This window comes from Enterobacter sp. JBIWA008 (genome assembly GCF_019968765.1).
In the GTDB taxonomy this organism is placed as follows: Bacteria; Pseudomonadota; Gammaproteobacteria; order Enterobacterales; family Enterobacteriaceae; genus Enterobacter.
On record NZ_CP074149.1, the window covers coordinates 1921018 to 1939747 of the forward strand.

An 18730-nucleotide genomic window follows, 5' to 3' on the forward strand; every position below is an offset into this window, starting at 1 on the left:
TGTGTCGGGAAGATCGGGTGAAGTGCAAAGAGTTTGTAAATTGTCCCCCCGTAGCGCTGGGCTAACAGGGGGAAGGGAGGTCAGGCGATCGCGTTCTCTTCCAGCTGACGCATGAAGTTACGCACCCATTCCATACGGGTTTTGCGCTCCGTCAGCTCCTGGGTAAATTTCAGACGGGTTGGACCATCCAGACGGAAATGCTGCGGCTGTTTTTGCAGCAGGCCGATCAGCCACATCGGGTTGACGTGATTCTTCTCGGCGAATTCAATCACGCCGCCTTTTTCATTGCCTTCGAGCTTGCGGATCCCCAGCTTTTGCGCCTGCTGGCGCAGCCTCGCGATATCCAGCAAATTTCTCGCCGCATCGGGCAGCAGACCAAAGCGGTCGATCAGCTCCACCTTGATCTCTTCCAGCTCGTTCTCCTTCTTCGCGCTGGCGATGCGCTTGTAGAATGAGAGACGGGTATTCACGTCCGGAATAAAATCGTCCGGCAGCAGGGAAGGCATACGCAGCTCAACCTCGGTCTGCTGGCTGGTGAGATCTTCCAGCGACGGCTCGCGTCCGGCCTTCAGGGCATCAACCGCGTTTTCCAGCAGCTCCATATAGAGCGAGAAGCCGATGGTCTCCATGGAGCCGCTCTGGTCTTCACCCAGCAGCTCGCCGGCACCGCGGATTTCGAGATCGTGTGTTGCCAGCGCAAAGCCTGCCCCGAGGTCTTCCAGCGAGGCGATGGCTTCCAGACGCTTTTGCGCATCGGTGGTCATCGCTTTCGGATGCGGCGTAAGCAGCCAGGCGTAGGCCTGATGGTGCGAACGTCCGACGCGGCCGCGCAGCTGGTGAAGCTGTGCAAGGCCAAAGTGATCCGCGCGTTCAATGATGATGGTGTTTGCCGTCGGAATGTCGATCCCGGTCTCAATGATGGTGGTGCACACCAGCACGTTAAAGCGCTGGTGATGGAAGTCGTTCATTACCCGTTCCAGCTCGCGCTCGCGCATCTGCCCGTGACCGATAGCAATACGCGCTTCCGGCACCAGCTCTGCCAGCCTGTCGGCGGCTTTCTGGATGTTTTCCACGTCGTTGTAGAGGTAGTAGACCTGCCCCCCACGAAGCACTTCACGCAGAATGGCCTCGCGTACCACCAGATTATCGTACTCGCGAACGAAGGTTTTCACCGCCAGACGGCGCGCCGGCGGCGTGGCGATAATCGACAGATCGCGCATGCCGCTCATCGCCATGTTCAGGGTTCGCGGGATTGGCGTTGCGGTCAGGGTGAGGATATCGACGTCGGCGCGCATCGCTTTGATGCGTTCTTTATGGCGCACCCCGAAGCGGTGCTCTTCGTCGACGATCAGCAGCCCCAGATCTTTCCACTTCACGTCGCTCTGCAGCAGCTTGTGGGTGCCGATCAGAATATCGATTTTGCCTTCGCTGGCCTGTTCCAGAATCTGAGTCTGTTCTTTGGTGCTGCGAAAACGCGACAGCATCTCGATACGTACCGGCCAGTTGGCGAAACGGTCGCGGAAGTTGTCGAAGTGCTGCTGAGCGAGCAGGGTGGTCGGCACCAGCACCGCTACCTGCTTGTTGTTTTCCACCGCAAGGAAGGCGGCGCGCATCGCCACTTCGGTTTTACCGAAGCCGACGTCGCCGCAGACTAAGCGGTCCATAGCCAGCGGCTGGCACATGTCGCTCAGCACGGCGTTAATGGCCTGGGCCTGATCGGGCGTGGTTTCAAACGGGAAGCTGTCGCAGAACAGCTGATACTGTTCTTTATCATGCTTAAAGGCGAAGCCCTGTTTGGCCGCGCGCTGGGCGTAGATATCCAGCAGCTCGGCAGCCACATCGCGCACTTTTTCCGCGGCCTTCTGGCGCGCGCGTGCCCAGGCATCGCCGCCCAGCTTGTGCAGCGGCGCATTGTCTTCTGCACCGCCCGCGTAGCGGCTGATCAGATGCAGGGAGGAGACCGGAACATACAGTTTGGCGTCGTTAGCATAGGTCAGCATCAGGTATTCACCTTTGATGCCGCCCGCTTCCAGCGTGGTCATCCCCTGATAGCGCCCAACGCCGTGCTCCAGGTGAACAATCGGCTGGCCAGGATGCAGCTCGGCCAGGTTACGGATCAGCGTGTCCGGGTTGATGGTCCGACGGCTGTCCTGACGGCGGCGCGCGACGCGCTCGCCCAGCAGGTCGCTTTCGCAAACCAGCGCGAGGTTGTTAAGCGTGTCGATGAACCCGTGCTCGGCGGCGCCAATCATCAGGTAACGACCGGTTCCAGTCGCTTCGCTCAGACGCAGGATGCGCTTCGGCGCCACCTTAATGCGTCCCAGCAGCTCACCTAAAGCTTCGCGGCGGCCTTCACTCTCAACGGAGAACACCACCGGGCCGGTAAAGGACTCGAGGAACTTGCGCAGATTATCCAGCGGGGATTTCTGCTGCGCCTGAACGGCCAGGTCCGGCAGCGTCCGGAAGGCGAGGTTGGTGTTAGCGGCCTTATCGGCAAGCGAATCGGTTTTGAGCTGCATGCGCGGCCAGCGCTTCAGCTCGGCGTTGAGCTCGTCGGCGCGCAGCCACAGGGCTTCCGGCGGCAGCAGCGGACGCATCGGGTCAACGCCCCGGTTTTCAAAGCGGGCGCGGGTTTCGCTCTCGAAGCGGCTGGCGCTGGCGTCGATATCCCCGGTGTTTACAATCAGCGTATTCGCCGGGAAGTAGCTGAACAGGGCAGGCAGCGGCTCGTTGAAGAACAGCGGCTGCCAGTATTCGATCCCGGCAGGAAGCGTGCCTTTACTGACCTGCTGATAAATATGTTCCGCGTCGCGCTTCACCTCAAACTTATCGCGCCACTGGCTGCGGAAAAGTTCGATAGCGGTTTTGTCCGTGGGGAACTCATGCGCGGGCAGTAAATTGATGGACTCTACTTCCTCCAGCGTGCGCTGCGTGTCGGCGTCGAATACGCGCAGGCTGTCGATTTCATCATCAAAGAAATCCAGACGATAGGGCTGGTCGCTGCCCATCGGGTAAAGATCGAGCAGCGCGCCGCGGGTCGCGTATTCCCCGTGCTCCATCACCTGGTCGACATGGCGATAGCCGGCACCGTCTAGCTGCGCGCGCAGGGCATCACGGGACAGGCGCTGGCCTTTTTTCATCACCAGCGTGTGACCGTGCAGGTAGCTGTGTGGACAGACGCGCTGCATCAGGGTGTTTACCGGCACAATCAGCACGCCGCGCTGCATGGTTGGCAGCTGATAGAGCGTCGACAGGCGCGAGGAGATGATCTCCTGATGCGGAGAGAAGCTGTCATACGGCAGCGTTTCCCAGTCGGCCAGGCTGAACACCAGGCTATCGGTGAACTGACGAATTTCGTCGTGCAGGCGCAGGGCGTTTTGCATGTCCGGGGCAACCAGAATAACCGGCCCTGGATGACGCTCGGCGATTTCCGCCACCAGCGTGGCGCACGCCGCGCCCGTGAGTTCACCCAGCTGGCGCTGGTCGCCCGCTTTGACAGGCAAGGAATAACGATAGTGTTCAGGCATGGCTATGTCAGAGTCTCTTATGGATATACCAACAGTATTGGGGCATATCACTGATACGCAATGTCTTTATTATCCTCGATCGTTTTACATAAGCAAATCGTAACCGCACGGCAGGGCTAAACGCCCCCGAAACGGGGGCGGAGAGGGCATTAACGCGTAGAAAGTGACAGGGGAAGCGAGGACGGAGGAGAGAAGAAAACGTCCCCAAACAGCGCGCTGGAGAGTTTACGCACCCCAAGCCCGACAAGGGTACAGATAAGCAGGCTGGCAAACGGGTAGATCAGAATTAAGGACAGTTCGGCCCAGACCGGCCAGTATGCGGCATTCATTTCGCCAATCAGGAACAGGCTAAAGGCCTCAATCAGGATGCGGTGGGTGGTATAAATCGCAATGGTATTTGAGCCAATCACATTCAGCAGATTGTTCGGGTGAACGGCGTAGCGCTGCTCAAGGCTATAGAACAGCTTCATGATCAACACAATCGACAGCAATGAGAGCAGCAGCGGAACGTTAGCAAACCACAGCACCACGGAGACGGCGGCGAAAGCACCGGTTGCCAGCCAGCTGCGGCGCAGATTGACGCTTTTCATCCACGCCATCAGCTCTGCGCCATACCACGCCCCGAGGCTGTAGTAGATCATGTTGCGTACCACGCTGTTCATTCCCCACCACGGCAGCGGCAGGAAGTTAATCGCAATGCTTGCCAGCGCCAGCAGTCCCAGTACCGGCAGCTTCCAGCGGCTTAGCAGTTTACATAGCGTGAAGTAGACCACCAGAGCATACAGATACCATAGACTGGTGCTGGCGGTGACCATCCCCAGCACAAATCCTGAGAACGAGTCGGCGTAGGCAGCGTTCGACGAGGCGGCGAGCTCGCGCTCGGGTGCCAGCCAGGCGTTCAGGTGGGTCAACGCCTGCCATTGCAGGACGCCCCACAGCGCCAGGACCCAGACAATGCTCCAGATCCGTTTGTCGAAACTGGTTCGCCAGCCCACTTCGTCAATATAACGACGGATCAGATAGCCGGAGATGAAGAAGAAGACCGGCATACGAAACGGTGCGAGATAGAGGTTAAAATAGACCCAGCATTTGGCGAGAAGGCCGGAGAGCGGGTGTTGCAGCCCGATCAGATGCGGATAAAACGTGATAACCGAATGATAGATAACCACCAGGCAGATACACAGCCCTTTTATCTGGTTAATCCATAATGCTTTTTGCTTCATTGTTCGCCACTACCTTATTGCCATAAACGAACGGGCAATTGTTGTTAAACGAAGCCGGGATGTAATGGGTAACAGTCTGTATCCGGTGGTTTTTCGGAAAAGGTGGAGCTCGTGAGGTGAGTATTCAGACAATAGCACCCTGATTTATCTGAATTTTTCGGAAAAATGATTACCAAAGCTTACTGTTTCAGTCATTTACGCTTAACGGATTCGCTTATATACTCGTGGGTCTGCTATCAGCAAACAGACGGATTTCATGTATCAACCTGTCGCACTCTTCATAGGCTTACGTTACATGCGTGGGCGCGCCGCGGACCGCTTCGGTCGCTTTGTCTCCTGGCTTTCGACTATTGGCATTACGCTTGGCGTGATGGCACTGGTGACGGTGCTTTCCGTCATGAATGGATTCGAACGCGAGCTGCAAAACAACATCCTGGGGCTGATGCCGCAGGCCGTTCTCTCATCCTCCAACGGTTCGGTTAACCCGCAACAGCTGCCGGAAAGCGCGGCGAAGTTACAGGGCGTCACGCGCGTAGCACCGTTGACGACCGGCGACGTGGTGCTGCAAAGCGCCCGCAGCGTGGCGGTCGGCGTGATGCTGGGTATCGACCCGGCGCAAAACGATCCGCTAACGCCGTATCTGGTTAACGTGAAGCAGACCGATCTGGAAGCCGGAAAATACAACGTGATTCTGGGTGAACAGCTTGCCGGACAGCTTGGCGTCAACCGTGGCGATCAGCTGCGCGTGATGGTGCCTTCTGCCAGCCAGTTTACGCCGATGGGGCGTTTGCCAAGCCAGCGCCTGTTCAACGTGATTGGTACCTTTGCCGCCAACAGCGAAGTCGATGGCTACCAGATGCTGGTTAACATTCAGGATGCTTCACGCCTGATGCGCTACCCGGCTGGGAATATCACCGGCTGGCGCCTGTGGCTCGACGCACCGCTGAAGGTCGATACCCTCAGCCAGCAAAAACTGCCGGACGGCACCAAATGGCAGGACTGGCGCGAGCGCAAAGGTGAATTGTTCCAGGCCGTGCGGATGGAAAAAAACATGATGGGGCTGCTGCTGAGCCTGATCGTGGCCGTGGCCGCATTTAACATCATTACCTCGCTGGGCCTGATGGTAATGGAGAAGCAGGGCGAAGTCGCCATTCTGCAAACCCAGGGGCTCACGCCGCGCCAGATCATGGCGGTGTTTATGGTGCAGGGGGCCAGCGCAGGCATCATCGGCGCGCTGCTCGGCGCCGTGCTGGGGGCATTGCTTGCCAGCCAGCTTAATAACTTAATGCCGATCATCGGCGCGCTGCTGGACGGCGCGGCGCTGCCGGTGGCTATCGAGCCGCTGCAGGTGGCCGGTATTGCGCTGGCCGCGATGGCCATTGCGCTGCTTTCTACGCTTTATCCTTCCTGGCGCGCCGCCGCCACTCAACCCGCTGAGGCTTTACGTTATGAATAAGATCCTGTTGCAATGCGACAACCTGTCCAAACGCTATCAGGAAGGCACTGTGCAAACCGACGTGCTGCACAATGTGAGCTTTAGCGTGGGTGAAGGCGAAATGATGGCGATTGTCGGCAGCTCCGGCTCCGGCAAAAGTACGCTGCTGCATCTGCTGGGCGGGCTGGATACGCCAACCAGCGGCGACGTGATTTTTTCCGGCCAGCCGATGAGCAAAATGTCCTCCGCGGCGAAGGCCGAGCTGCGCAACCGCGAGCTGGGCTTTATCTACCAGTTCCACCACCTGCTACCGGATTTCACGGCGCTGGAAAACGTGGCGATGCCGCTGCTGATTGGCAAAAAGAAACCGGCAGAAATTAACGCGCGCGCCAGCGACATGCTGAAAGCGGTAGGGCTGGGCCATCGCGGTAATCATCGTCCCTCTGAGCTTTCCGGCGGCGAGCGCCAGCGCGTGGCGATTGCCCGTGCGCTGGTCAACAACCCGCGTCTGGTGCTGGCGGATGAGCCTACCGGTAACCTGGATGCCCGCAATGCGGACAGTATTTTCCAGCTTCTGGGCGAGCTGAACGCCTCGCAGGGGACCGCGTTTCTGGTCGTAACCCACGATCTGCAGCTGGCAAAACGCATGGGGCGTCAGCTTGAGATGCGCGACGGTCATCTGAACGCGGAACTGACCCTGATGGGAGCAGAGTAATGGCGTCACCGTTATCGTTACTCATTGGTTTACGTTTTAGCCGCGGCCGTCGTCGCGGCGGCATGGTGTCGCTGATCTCCGTCATTTCGACCATCGGTATTGCGCTGGGCGTGGCGGTGCTGATTGTCGGCTTAAGCGCGATGAACGGTTTTGAGCGCGAGCTGAATAACCGCATTCTGGCGGTGGTGCCGCACGGGGAGATCGAGCCGGTTAACCAGCCATGGACGAACTGGAGCGATGCGCTCACCAAAGTTGAAAAAGTGCCGGGCATTGCCGCGGCCGCGCCCTACATCAACTTTACCGGGCTGGTGGAGAGCGGGGTAAACCTGCGCGCCATTCAGGTGAAAGGGGTCAACCCCGTCCAGGAGGCGCGCCTCAGCGCGCTGCCAAACTATGTGCAGAACGGCGCGTGGGCCAATTTTAAGGCTGGCGAGCAGCAGATCATCATGGGTAAAGGCGTTGCCGATGCCCTGAAAGTGAAGCAGGGCGACTGGGTGTCGATCATGATCCCGAACGCCAGCGCCGACCACAAACTGCAGCAGCCTAAGCGCGTGCGCCTGCACGTCACCGGTATTCTTCAGCTGAGCGGTCAGCTCGATCACAGTTTCGCCATGGTGCCGATGGAAGATGCGCGCCAGTATCTGGATATGGGCGACAGCGTGACGGGTATTGCCATTAAGGTGAACGACGTCTTTAACGCCATCAGGCTGGTACGCGACGCGGGCAGCGTGACCAATAACTATGTCTACATCAAAAGCTGGATCGGCACTTACGGGTATATGTACCGTGATATCCAGATGATCCGCGCCATCATGTATCTGGCGATGGTGCTGGTGATTGGTGTGGCGTGCTTTAATATCGTCTCGACGCTGGTGATGGCGGTCAAGGACAAGAGCGGCGACATCGCCGTGCTGCGTACGCTGGGGGCGAAAGACGGTCTTATTCGCGCCATCTTCGTCTGGTACGGTTTACTGGCAGGGCTGTTTGGCAGCCTGTGCGGCGTGGTAATTGGCGTGGTGGTTTCCCTGCAGCTGACCCCAATTATCAACGGGATCGAAAAGCTTATTGGCCACCAGTTCCTGTCGGGTGATATCTATTTTATTGACTTCCTGCCGTCTGAACTGCACTGGCTGGACGTTTTTTATGTGCTGGTTACAGCACTTTTACTGAGTCTGCTGGCAAGCTGGTATCCGGCGCGTCGCGCAAGCCGAATTGATCCGGCGAGGGTATTAAGTGGCCAGTAATTACGTCATGATCTAGCGGCTTTCGGGCCGCCAGGTTAAAAGAGGAATGCGTTATGTATTACGGATTTGATATTGGCGGCACCAAGATTGCGCTCGGCGTGTTTGATAAAGACCTCAAGCTGCAGTGGGAAACCCGCGTTCCCACGCCGCGCGAAAGCTACGACGAATTTTTAACCGCGATTGCCGCGCTGGTGGCGCAAGCTGATGAACGCTTTGGAGAGAAAGGCAGCGTCGGCATCGGCATTCCCGGGATGCCCGAAACCGACGACGGCACGCTGTATGCCGCCAACGTGCCTGCCGCCAGCGGTAAACCTCTCCGCGCCGATCTCTCTGCCCTCCTTGAACGCGACGTGCGTTTAGACAATGATGCCAACTGCTTTGCGCTCTCCGAAGCCTGGGATGATGAATTCCGTCGCTATCCGCTGGTGATGGGGCTGATCCTCGGTACGGGCGTTGGCGGTGGGATCGTTATTAATGGCAAACCGATTACCGGGCGCAGCTATATCACCGGCGAGTTCGGTCACATCCGTCTGCCGGTGGATGCGCTGGAAGTGGTGGGGCGTGATTTTCCGCTGACCCGCTGCGGCTGCGGCCAGCACGGCTGTATTGAGAACTACCTCTCAGGCCGCGGGTTTGCATGGCTTTACGAACACTTCTATCATCAGAAACTTGAGGCCCCTCAAATCATTTCCCTGTGGGAGCAAGGGGATGCGCAGGCGCGTGAGCACGTCGAGCGCTATCTGGATCTGCTGGCGGTGTGTCTGGGAAATATTCTCACCATCGTCGACCCGGATCTGCTGGTGATCGGGGGAGGGCTGTCAAACTTTACCGCGATTACGGAACGGTTGTCCGGGCGTTTGCCCCGACATTTATTGCCGGTTGCCCGCGTGCCGCGTATTGAACGCGCGCGACACGGGGACGCAGGAGGCATGCGCGGAGCCGCATTCCTTCATCTCACCGATTAGTTTACGAGGTTTCTATGCTGTCGCGTCGCCAGGGTCGACTCAGCCGTTTTCGCAAAAACAAACGCCGCTTGCGTGAGCGCTTGCGCCAGCGGATCTTTTTCAGAGACAGAATGATGCCAGAAGCGATGGATAAACCCAGAGTGGTGGTGCTGACCGGAGCGGGGATCTCCGCCGAGTCAGGAATTCGAACCTTCCGCGCGGCGGACGGGCTGTGGGAAGAGCACCGCGTGGAGGATGTGGCCACGCCGGAAGGCTTTGCCCGCGATCCGGATCTCGTGCAGGCGTTTTACAACGCCCGCCGCCGTCAGCTTCAGCAGCCTGAAGTCGCGCCGAATGCGGCGCATCTGGCGCTGGCGAAGCTGGAAGAGGCGCTGGGCGATCGTTTTCTGCTGGTGACGCAGAATATCGACAACCTGCACGAGCGGGCCGGTAACAAGAACATCATCCACATGCACGGCGAGCTGCTCAAGGTTCGCTGCGCCTGGAGCGGTCAGGTGCTGGACTGGAAAGAGGACGTGCTGCCAGAGGATAAGTGCCACTGCTGCCAGTTCCCGTCGCGCCTGCGTCCGCACGTGGTCTGGTTCGGCGAAATGCCGCTGGGAATGGATGAGATCTACAGCGCGCTGGCGATGGCCGACGTGTTTATTGCCATCGGCACATCCGGTCATGTTTACCCGGCGGCGGGGTTTGTCCACGAAGCGCGACTGCACGGTGCACATACGGTAGAACTCAATCTTGAGCCAAGCCAGGTGGGCAGCGAGTTTGAAGAGAAACACTACGGTCTGGCAAGCACGGTCGTCCCGGCGTTTGTCGACAAGCTGCTGAAAGGGCTGTAACGATAATCGCGTGAAAAGGCACCCGTCCTTCGGGTGCCTTATTATTTATGAATGAAAGAACGCCAGCGTCTTCTCCAGCGATTTAGCCTGCTCATCCAGCGAGAGCGCCGCCGCAGAGATCTGCTGAACCAGAGAGGTGTTCTGCTGGGTTGTGCTGTCCATCTGATTAACGGCGGTGCTGACCTGGCTAATCCCCCGATTCTGCTCGTCCAGCGCCTGAACAATATCGTTGATGACCAGATGCACATGCGATACCGCCTCAATCACCTGTTTCATCATCACACCGGTCTCATTGACCAGCTCAACGCCTTTGCTGACGCGGCCTGAGGACTCGGCAATAAGCTGAGAGATCTCTTTTGCCGCGTTAGCGCTTCGCTGGGCAAGATTGCGCACTTCCCCTGCGACTACCGCGAAGCCGCGCCCCTGTTCGCCAGCCCGTGCCGCTTCAACGGCAGCATTCAGCGCCAGGATATTGGTCTGGAAGGCGATACCGTCGACGATGCTGTTAATCTCACCGATCTTACGCGCGCTCTCATCAATTTCCCCAATCACCACGACCACGTCGTTTACCAGCGTTTCGCCATGCCCGGCGAGGCTTGCGGCACGATCGGTCAGCGTGGTCGCCTTGTGGGCGTTGTCGGCATTATTTTTCACCGTGACCGAAATCTCTTCCATGCTGGCCGCCGTTTCAACAATCGCAGCCGCCTGTTCTTCGGTTCGCGAAGCGAGGTCAAGGTTGCCCGCTGAAATTTCGCTGGTTCCGCCGTGCACGGAATGGCTGGCTTCGCTGATGTTGCCGACGATGCGCTTGAGCTGCGTCTGCATGGTGTGCAGGGCATAAAAAATGCTGTGGGTATCCCCGGAACGCACCGGGATGGTGTTGTTCAAATCCCCTCGGGCAACGGCCAGGGCAATACCGGCGGCCTCTGAAGGTTCTCCCCCCACCGGACGATCAACTTTGCGGGTAAAGATCTGCGCCATCACCAGGCTCACCGCAACAATGCTTAACACCATCATGACAAGGGCTTTGAGTAAAAATGCGCGCGCTTCGGCCATCACTTCGCTGACCGGGGTGACAATGGCGAGTTTCCACGGCGTCTGGCTGTTACCGACGGCGATCTCCTGCCAGGTGATAAACACCTCTTCATTGAGCTGCGGGTCGTTTACCCGAATGACCTCATGGCCAGCAATTTTGCCCGCGTAAGGCTTGCCTGCAGCACGTTTGTCCGGGCTGGACACAACGTTGTTACCCGCTGAAAGGAGCATGGCGTAGCCTGTGCCGTTCCACGGTTTAATCGCGCCGATCGTCGATTGCAGCGTGGCCAGGGAGAAGTCAGAGGTGACCGAACCCAGAAACTGACCGTCACGCATGATGGGGGCGGCAATCGAGGTGAGCATCACGTCTACACCGTTGTAGGGATAAATATAGGGCTCGATGATCACGTCTTTATGCCTTTGTTTCGGCAGCAGATAATAATCACCGCTGCCGGGCGTTTCGATGTCCGTCAGCAGGTGCAATGCCGGTTTGCCGGTGGCGTCCCGGTCAACGTAGCGGGCGTAGCGTCCGGCAGGATCTTCACCGCTCTGACCGGCAAAGGCGGCATCTTTATCGTCGAACGCGTTGGGCTCAAAGGCCATCGACATGGAGAGAAACGATGGATGAGCCGACAGATAGTGAATGAGCAGCTGGTTCAGGCTCTGGCGATCGGATACCCCCGCCTCGCGCAGCGCCAGGGCACTGTTGCCCATGTCCCGGGCGGCAGTCAGGGCAGAATCCAGCTGTTTGCTGACCTGCAACGATTGCACCTCGGCAATCTGGCGGATATGTTTCCTGGCCAGAACCTCCTGCTGTGCCATCCACTGCCACATCATAAATCCGATAGTTGCCGTAAAGCCCACCGTTACGGTGAGGAAAATGGACAATAGCATCAACGTCTTGACGCTTATTTTTTTTCTTCTGACCATGGCGTCTTTCATTCTCATCTCCCGTAATATCGTGCATGTAAGGCAGGCACATATTCCTTATCGGTTATTTTCTCCTCTTTCTGTAGGTCGCCTGGTATATTTAATTTAAATTTTAATTTTTAAATCCAGTTAATTAGTGTGGATGCTTTTATTTTGTGCATTCAATCAAAATAGTGCTCGATAATGCTCGTTATCGTCGTGTAGAAAGAGGATGCTAATAAATATAAAGCTGTAGAGGAGGATGGGATATGTACGGATTTATTGCGCGACAACCCATTTTTAACCCTGAGATGAAGACGGTGGCCTACGAGCTGCTCTTCAGAGATGGGATGACAAACCGTTTTCCGGATGTGTCGGCGGAATATGCCACCTCCAGGATGATATCAGATCAATTTTTATGCGTGCCGTCCCAGCGTATCGCCGGGGCACATACGTCGTTTATTAATTTCCCTTCGCGAATGGTCATAGACCGCAGTGGAGAAGCGCTGGATAAAGAGAGCGTGGTCATTGAGATCCTTGAAGATGCTGTACCGGGGGCTGAACTCTTGCAGGCCGTTAAGGAAATGAATGCGCACGGTTACCAATTCGCACTTGATGATTTCACCCTCGCACCTGAATGGGATGTTTTTTTACCCTATATTTCAATACTGAAATTCGACGTCAGAAATTATACCTTAGCGCAAATTAAACAGTATCTGAATGCACGTAAAGATCTGACCGGACATATTAAATATCTCGCTGAAAAAATTGAGACTAAAGAGGAATTCAGCCAATACAGGGAAGAGGGATTCTCGCTGTTTCAGGGCTATTTTTTCTGCCGTCCGGAGGTCATTAAATATAAACGGCTATCGCAAAATCAGCTGGCGATTTTTCGGCTGCAAATGGAGGTTGGGCGCAATAAACCTGATTTTCGAATTATCGAGTCGTTGATTAAAACCGATCTCACGCTGTCCTGGAAGATTATGCGCTACATGAAACACACCGCATTTAAACATATCGGTGCCTGTAATTTCAGTAAGTTAACCCTGAGTGAAGTGCTCAGATACCTTGGGGAGAACCAGCTGAGGCGGTTTGTTGCCGTCGTGGTCCTCGCCAGTGCGGGCAATGACACCGTCAGCGAGCTTTACCCGTTGAGTATGATGCGCGGAAAGTTCTGTGAACTGATTGCTGAGACGATGAAAGAACCCGCGCTGGCTGAAAATGCCTTCACGTGCGGCCTGTTTTCTCTGCTCGATACCCTCCTCGAACAGCCGATGGCCGAGTTGATGAAGCAAATTGCGGTCCCGCAGAGCGTGAGCAATGCGCTGTGCCATCAGGAGGGACGGTTAGCCGATATGGTGAACCTGTGTCGATACTATGAACAGCAGCAGTGGGACGAGGCGACCAGAGTTCGTCAGGCGCTGGGTCTGTCGGATGAGGATGTGGTTGAGGCGATGAGAAAGGCGACAATCTGGGCAGGAGAGAACGCGGTCAGTTAATCCTTCCTCACGCCGTACGGGCGGCGTGAGGAGGAACGCGATACCGTTTAGCGGCCCGCTTTTAATTTCTGGTAATACTCTTCGTAGAGGCGGCTGGCGTCACCGACATCGTTCTGCCATTCACCTTTGCTGATGGTTTCGGCATCCGGGTAGAGCGATTTATCGTTAGCCACTTCAGGCTTCAGCAGCTTGCGCGCCGCGAGGTTTGGCGTCGGGTAGCCAATCGTCTCGGCAACCTGTTTCGCCACGTCCGGGCGCAGCAGGAAGTTAATTAACTTATGCGCCCCTTCAACGTTTTTCGCGTTGGCGGGGATCGCAAGGCTGTCCATCCAGAATATCCCGCCTTCTTTCGGCCAGACCACCTCAAGCGGCGTACCGGCCTGGCGGGCAACATACGCAGATCCGTTCCACACCATCCCCAGATTTACTTCACCTTCCATATACGGGTTTGCCGGGTTATCAGAGTTGAACGCCGCCACGTTAGGCATCAGCTTTTTCAGCTCGGTATACGCCGCTTCAATCTCTTTGGGATCCGTCGTGTTGCCTGAGTAGCCCAGCTTGCGCAGCGCGACCTGGAACACTTCACGTGCATCGTCGGTTAACAGCAGGCTGCTTTTATATTCCGGTTTCCACAGATCGGCCCAGCTTGTCACCGTTTTCGGATCGACGGCATCGCTGTTCACGCCAATCGCCGTCGCGCCCCAGATGTAAGGAATCGAGTAATCGTTATTCGGGTCGAACGGCTTGTTAAGCATCTCCGGATCGAGGTTTGAAAAATGGGTTAGCCTGGTTTTGTCGATCTTCTGGATCATGCCCTCTTTGCGCATTTTGTCGACAAAGTAGGTCGAGGGCACGACCAGATCGTACGCGCCGTCTTTGTAGGTTTTGAGCTTGGCGTACATGGTTTCATTCGACTCGTAGGTCGAGTAGATAACCTTGATACCCGTCTCCTTCGTGAACTGTTCCAGCAGGCCCGGTGGCACGTATTCGGTCCAGTTGTAGAAGTAGAGCGTTTTGCTGTCATCAGCGTGCGCGGCACCCATGCCAAGCGCCAGTGCCGCAGCGGCGAGCATTTTTTTCATTTCATTGTCCCCTGAGATTTTGTTTTATCACGAGCAATAAGCTGGCTGGTAACCACCAGCACCAGCGAAAACACCAGCAGTATGGTCGCCAGCGCGTTCACCTCGGGCGAGACGCCGACTTTCACCATTGAATAGATCTTCAACGGCAGAATTTCATAGCTCGGGCCCGTCACGAAGGAGGAGACCACCACGTCATCCATCGACAGGGTGAAGCTAAGCAGCCACCCGGCCGCCACGGCAGGCATCGCCAGCGGCAGGATGATTTTACGCAGAATCGTCATCTCGCTGGCACCCAGATCTTTCGCCGCCTCCAGCATGCGCACGTCGAATCCTTTCAGGCGCGCGTAGACGGTCACCACCACAAACGGCAGGCAGAAGGTGATATGTGAGAACAGCAGCGACCAGAAGCCCAGCTGCACGCCCAGCAGCATAAACAGCACCAGCAGCGAAATTGCCATCACGATGTCCGGTGACATCATCACCACGAACAGCATGCCGCTGACGAACGGCTTACCGCGAAAGCGGTAGCGGTACAGCGCCACGGCGGTAAGGGAGCCAATCAGCGTCGCGAAGGTGGCAGAGAAAATCGCCATCGTCAGCGAGTGCTGAGCGGCCTGCAGCAGGCTGTCATTGTTCATCAGCAGGCTGTACCAGTTGGTGGTAAAGCCCTGCCAGTTGATCCCAAAGCGCGAGCTGTTAAACGAGTTCACGATCAAAATGATAATCGGGATATAAAGGTAAGCGTAAATGGCGGTCATAAAACCGCCGCGAAGCAGTCGACCGATCATTCGAGTTCCACCTTCTTATTCAGCAGGCGAGAGGCTCGCCAGTAGACCAGCAGCATCAGGCCCATCACGACCGTCAGCGTAATGCTGGTGGCCGAACCGAACGGCCAGTCGCGAATGTTCAGGAACTGGCTTTTAATGACGTTACCAATCAGCAGGTTTTTCGCCCCGCCCATCAGATCCGACACGTAGAACAAGCCCATCGCCGGAAGCATTACCAGCAGACAGCCCGCAATAATGCCGGGCATGGTCAGCGGGATAATAATGCGGATGAAGGTCTGCAGCTTGTTAGCTCCCAGATCTTTTGCCGCCTCCAGCAGCGGTTTATCCAGCTTCTCGATGCTGGAGTAGAGCGGCATCACCATAAACGGCAGCAGGATATAGACCAGGCCGACAATCACCGCGCTCGGGGTAAACATGATGCGGATCGGCGTATCAATCACCCCCAGCCACAGCAGAAACTCGTTGAGATAGCCTTTAGTGCTGAGGAAGATTTTCAGCCCGTAAATGCGGATCAACGAGTTGGTCCAGAACGGTACAATCAGTAAAAACAGCAGCAGCGGACGCACCTTTTGCGGCAGGCCCGCGAGGAACCATGCGAAAGGATAACCCAGCACCAGACAGGCTAGAGTGGCAATCAGCGCCATATTGAGCGAGTGCAGCAGCACGTCAAAATAGAGCGGATCGAGCAGGCGCGCGTAGTTGTCCAGCGTAAAGACCAGCTTAACGAAGTTTGTATCGTCGCGGGTCAGGAAGCTGGTGGCAACGATCATCAGGTTGGGTAAAAAGACAAACAGCACAAGCCAACCGACGATCGTGGCGATCACCACATTCTGGAATTTACTTGTGTTCTTCATCAGCCAGCACAACCTCCCAGCTTTCTACCCAGTTGATAACCATTTTCTGGTCGAGAGAGTGGTCGAAGTCAGGGTCGTCTTCGTTAAAGAATTCGCTGACCATCACCATCTTGCCGTTCTCCAGCTCGACAACGGACTCCAGCGTCATCCCTTTGTAGTTGCGTTCGCGGATATAGCCGATAAGCCCCTCAGCCTCTGTATTGCCGTGAATTTCATCGACACGCAGATCTTCCGGGCGCAGCAGAACGTTGAGCTTTTGTCCCTTTTCGACGGGGAAATTCACCGTGATATTGCACTCGCGTCCTTCGACGCTGGCGCGAACGCGCTGGTCGTCCAGACGCTCAATCACCGTGGCGTCGAAGATATTGATCTCGCCAATGAAGCTGGCGACAAACAGATTCTTCGGCTCTTCGTAGATTTCGCGCGGCGTGCCGTCCTGCTCGATTTTGCCGTCGCGCATTACCACGATGCGATCGGACATGGTCAGGGCTTCTTCCTGATCGTGGGTGACAAACACAAAGGTAATGCCCAGTTTGCGCTGCAGGGCTTTGAGCTCGTTCTGCATCTGCTTGCGCAGCTTGTAATCCAGCGCCGAGAGGGATTCATCCAGCAGAAGCAGGCGAGGCTTATTGACCACGGCGCGGGCGATGGCCACGCGCTGCTGCTGGCCGCCGGAAAGCTGATGGGGTTTACGCTGGGCAAACGTCTCAAGCTGCACCATGCGCAGGGCGTCGGTGACGCGCGGTTCGATCTCGCTCGCCGGGGTTTTTTGCATCCGCAGGCCAAACGCCACGTTTTCAAACACGGTCATGTGTGGGAAAAGGGAATAGCTCTGGAAGACGGTATTGACGTGGCGATCTTCGGCGGGAACCCGGGTAATGTCCTGGTTTTCAAGATGGATTTGACCGTTATCGACGCTTTCCAGCCCCGCGATAAGGCGCAGTACGGTTGTTTTGCCGCAGCCAGAGGGGCCAAGCAGCGTAAGAAATTCACCGTCATTGATGGTGAGGTTGAGGTCGGAAATAACGTCTTTACCATCAAAACTTTTACGAATTCGTTCCAGTTGCACCAGCGGCGAACGTGAACGGGATTGTGTATTCAATTTTTGCGCTGTCCCATATAGACGCCTCAGGCAGCAGACTGAAGCGGGGTTTGTGTGTAACCACCTTGGTGACTCGTAATGAGGGCGGACATTCTACGGCAATCCCCTGCGATCGCCAATCCTTGTCACTGATTCATAAGCTACATTTACTAACGCATAACGATATAAACGGAAAATATTCTCGTTTGCGGGATAAAAGTGACCTGACGCAATATTTGCGTTTTGATGCTTATTGATAATGTTGTCACAAAAAGTGAGGGTGACTGCATGGATAAATTACTTGAGCGTTTTTTACAGTACGTTTCGCTGGATACCCAATCTAAACCGGGTGTTCGCCAGGTGCCGAGCACCGAAGGCCAGTGGAAGTTGTTAAACCTGCTTAAAGAGCAGCTTGACGCCATGGGGCTGGTCAACGTCACGTTAAGCGAGAAAGGCACTGTGATGGGAACGCTGCCGGCGAATGTCCAGGGAGATATTCCGGCGATTGGCTTCATCTCCCATGTCGACACCTCTCCGGATTTTAGCGGTAAACATGTGAACCCGCAGATTGTGGAAAATTACCGCGGCGGCGATATTGCGCTGGGCATTGGCGACGAAGTGCTCTCGCCCGTGATGTTCCCCGTGTTGCACCAGCTGCTGGGCCAGACGCTGATCACTACCGACGGTAAAACGCTGCTGGGGGCGGATGACAAGGCGGGTATCGCGGAGATCATGACCGCGCTGGCGGTGCTGAAGGGCAAAAATATCCCGCACGGTGATATCCGCGTGGCCTTTACGCCGGACGAAGAGGTCGGCAAGGGCGCTAAGCACTTCGACGTGGAGGCCTTTAACGCGCAGTGGGCCTATACCGTTGACGGCGGCGGCGTCGGTGAACTGGAGTATGAAAACTTCAACGCCGCGTCCGTCACGATCAAAATTGTCGGCAACAACGTTCACCCCGGTTCGGCGAAAGGCGTCATGGTGAACGCGCTGTCGCTGGCGTCACGAATTCATGCGGAAGTCCCGGCGGAAGAGAGCCCTGAACAGACCGAAGGGTATGAAGGTTTCTATCATCTGACCAGCATCAAAGGCACCGTGGACAGCGCGCAGATGCACTACATCATCCGCGATTTCGACCGCAAAGCCTTTGAGGCCCGCAAGCGTAAGATGATGGAGATCGCCAAGAAGGTCGGTAAAGGATTACACCCTGATTGCTATATTGAGCTGATCATTGAAGACAGCTATTACAACATGCGCGAGAAGGTGATGGCGCATCCGCACATTCTCGATATCGCCCAGCAGGCGATGCGCGACTGCGATATTGAACCGCAGCTGAAGCCGATTCGCGGCGGTACCGACGGTTCTCAGCTGTCGTTTATGGGGCTGCCGTGCCCGAACCTGTTTACCGGTGGCTATAACTACCATGGCAAGCATGAGTTTGTGACGCTGGAAGGGATGGAAAAAGCGGTGAAGGTGATAGTGCGGATAGCGGAGTTGACCGCGAAGCGGTAAGAAAAAGCCCGGTGCCGAAGTGCCA

14 protein-coding genes are annotated in these 18730 nt (G+C 56.3%); 7 read left to right on the forward strand and 7 right to left on the reverse strand.

The window, feature by feature from the left end; genetic code table 11:
- Positions 1 to 80 precede the first annotated feature (80 nt).
- Together mfd and KGP24_RS09295 are read right to left on the reverse strand one after the other, a co-directional pair.
- A complete protein-coding gene (gene mfd / locus KGP24_RS09290; protein WP_223563114.1) occupies positions 81 to 3527 on the reverse strand; it encodes a transcription-repair coupling factor in 3447 nt (1148 codons plus the stop codon).
- A gap of 149 nt (positions 3528 to 3676) precedes the next feature.
- Positions 3677 to 4750 (reverse strand): acyltransferase family protein, encoded by a 1074-nt coding sequence (locus KGP24_RS09295; protein ID WP_223563115.1) that lies wholly within the window; start codon positions 4748 to 4750, stop codon positions 3677 to 3679.
- Positions 4751 to 5006: 256 nt separating this feature from the next.
- Here KGP24_RS09295 and lolC point away from each other — a divergent pair, with 256 nt between their 5' ends.
- The 5 genes from lolC to cobB are packed head-to-tail and all read left to right on the forward strand — an operon-like array spanning position 5007 to position 9945.
- Complete coding sequence (gene lolC / locus KGP24_RS09300; RefSeq protein ID WP_223563116.1) at positions 5007 to 6206, forward strand: lipoprotein-releasing ABC transporter permease subunit LolC; 1200 nt, start codon at positions 5007 to 5009, stop codon at positions 6204 to 6206.
- Complete coding sequence (gene lolD / locus KGP24_RS09305; protein ID WP_112781858.1) at positions 6199 to 6900, forward strand: lipoprotein-releasing ABC transporter ATP-binding protein LolD; 702 nt, start codon at positions 6199 to 6201, stop codon at positions 6898 to 6900. The genes lolC and lolD overlap by 8 nt, the downstream gene beginning before the upstream one ends.
- On the forward strand, positions 6900 to 8144 hold the full coding sequence (gene lolE / locus KGP24_RS09310) for a lipoprotein-releasing ABC transporter permease subunit LolE (RefSeq protein WP_223563117.1): 1245 nt from the start codon (positions 6900 to 6902) through the stop codon (positions 8142 to 8144). The genes lolD and lolE overlap by 1 nt, the downstream gene beginning before the upstream one ends.
- A 53-nt stretch (positions 8145 to 8197) precedes the next feature.
- Positions 8198 to 9109: an N-acetylglucosamine kinase gene (gene nagK, locus KGP24_RS09315; protein WP_223563118.1), complete on the forward strand. Its 912-nt coding sequence runs from the start codon at positions 8198 to 8200 to the stop codon at positions 9107 to 9109.
- A 14-nt stretch (positions 9110 to 9123) separates the two neighbouring features.
- Entirely contained in the window at positions 9124 to 9945 is an 822-nt protein-coding gene (cobB, locus tag KGP24_RS09320; protein ID WP_223563119.1) for a Sir2 family NAD+-dependent deacetylase, read from the forward strand.
- A gap of 45 nt (positions 9946 to 9990) precedes the next feature.
- On the opposite strand, the gene KGP24_RS09325 is transcribed toward cobB, so the two are convergent.
- The gene (locus KGP24_RS09325) at positions 9991 to 11922 is read right to left on the reverse strand and encodes a methyl-accepting chemotaxis protein (RefSeq protein ID WP_223563120.1); all 1932 of its coding nucleotides are present in this window, start codon (positions 11920 to 11922) and stop codon (positions 9991 to 9993) included.
- Positions 11923 to 12158: 236 nt separating this feature from the next.
- On the opposite strand from KGP24_RS09325, the gene KGP24_RS09330 reads away from it, so the two are divergent.
- Entirely contained in the window at positions 12159 to 13388 is a 1230-nt protein-coding gene (locus KGP24_RS09330) for an HDOD domain-containing protein (protein WP_223563121.1), read from the forward strand.
- Between the two features lie 47 nt (positions 13389 to 13435).
- On the opposite strand, the gene potD is transcribed toward KGP24_RS09330, so the two are convergent.
- Genes potD through potA form a run of 4 tightly spaced genes read right to left on the reverse strand, consistent with a single transcriptional unit; the run spans position 13436 to position 17244 of the window.
- The gene (potD, locus tag KGP24_RS09335) at positions 13436 to 14470 is read right to left on the reverse strand and encodes a spermidine/putrescine ABC transporter substrate-binding protein PotD (RefSeq protein ID WP_223563122.1); all 1035 of its coding nucleotides are present in this window, start codon (positions 14468 to 14470) and stop codon (positions 13436 to 13438) included.
- On the reverse strand, positions 14467 to 15258 hold the full coding sequence (potC, locus tag KGP24_RS09340; protein WP_223563123.1) for a spermidine/putrescine ABC transporter permease PotC: 792 nt from the start codon (positions 15256 to 15258) through the stop codon (positions 14467 to 14469). Before potC ends, potD begins: the two co-directional genes overlap by 4 nt.
- Positions 15255 to 16112 carry a spermidine/putrescine ABC transporter permease PotB gene (gene potB / locus KGP24_RS09345; RefSeq protein WP_223563124.1) on the reverse strand — a complete coding sequence of 286 codons (858 nt, stop codon included), beginning with the start codon at positions 16110 to 16112 and terminating at the stop codon, positions 15255 to 15257. The genes potC and potB overlap by 4 nt, the downstream gene beginning before the upstream one ends.
- On the reverse strand, positions 16096 to 17244 hold the full coding sequence (potA, locus tag KGP24_RS09350; protein ID WP_223563469.1) for a spermidine/putrescine ABC transporter ATP-binding protein PotA: 1149 nt from the start codon (positions 17242 to 17244) through the stop codon (positions 16096 to 16098). The genes potB and potA overlap by 17 nt, the downstream gene beginning before the upstream one ends.
- 237 nt (positions 17245 to 17481) lie before the next feature.
- Between potA and pepT the strand changes: the two genes are divergently transcribed.
- On the forward strand, positions 17482 to 18705 hold the full coding sequence (pepT, locus tag KGP24_RS09355; RefSeq protein WP_023311179.1) for a peptidase T: 1224 nt from the start codon (positions 17482 to 17484) through the stop codon (positions 18703 to 18705).
- Positions 18706 to 18730: the final 25 nt, after the last annotated feature.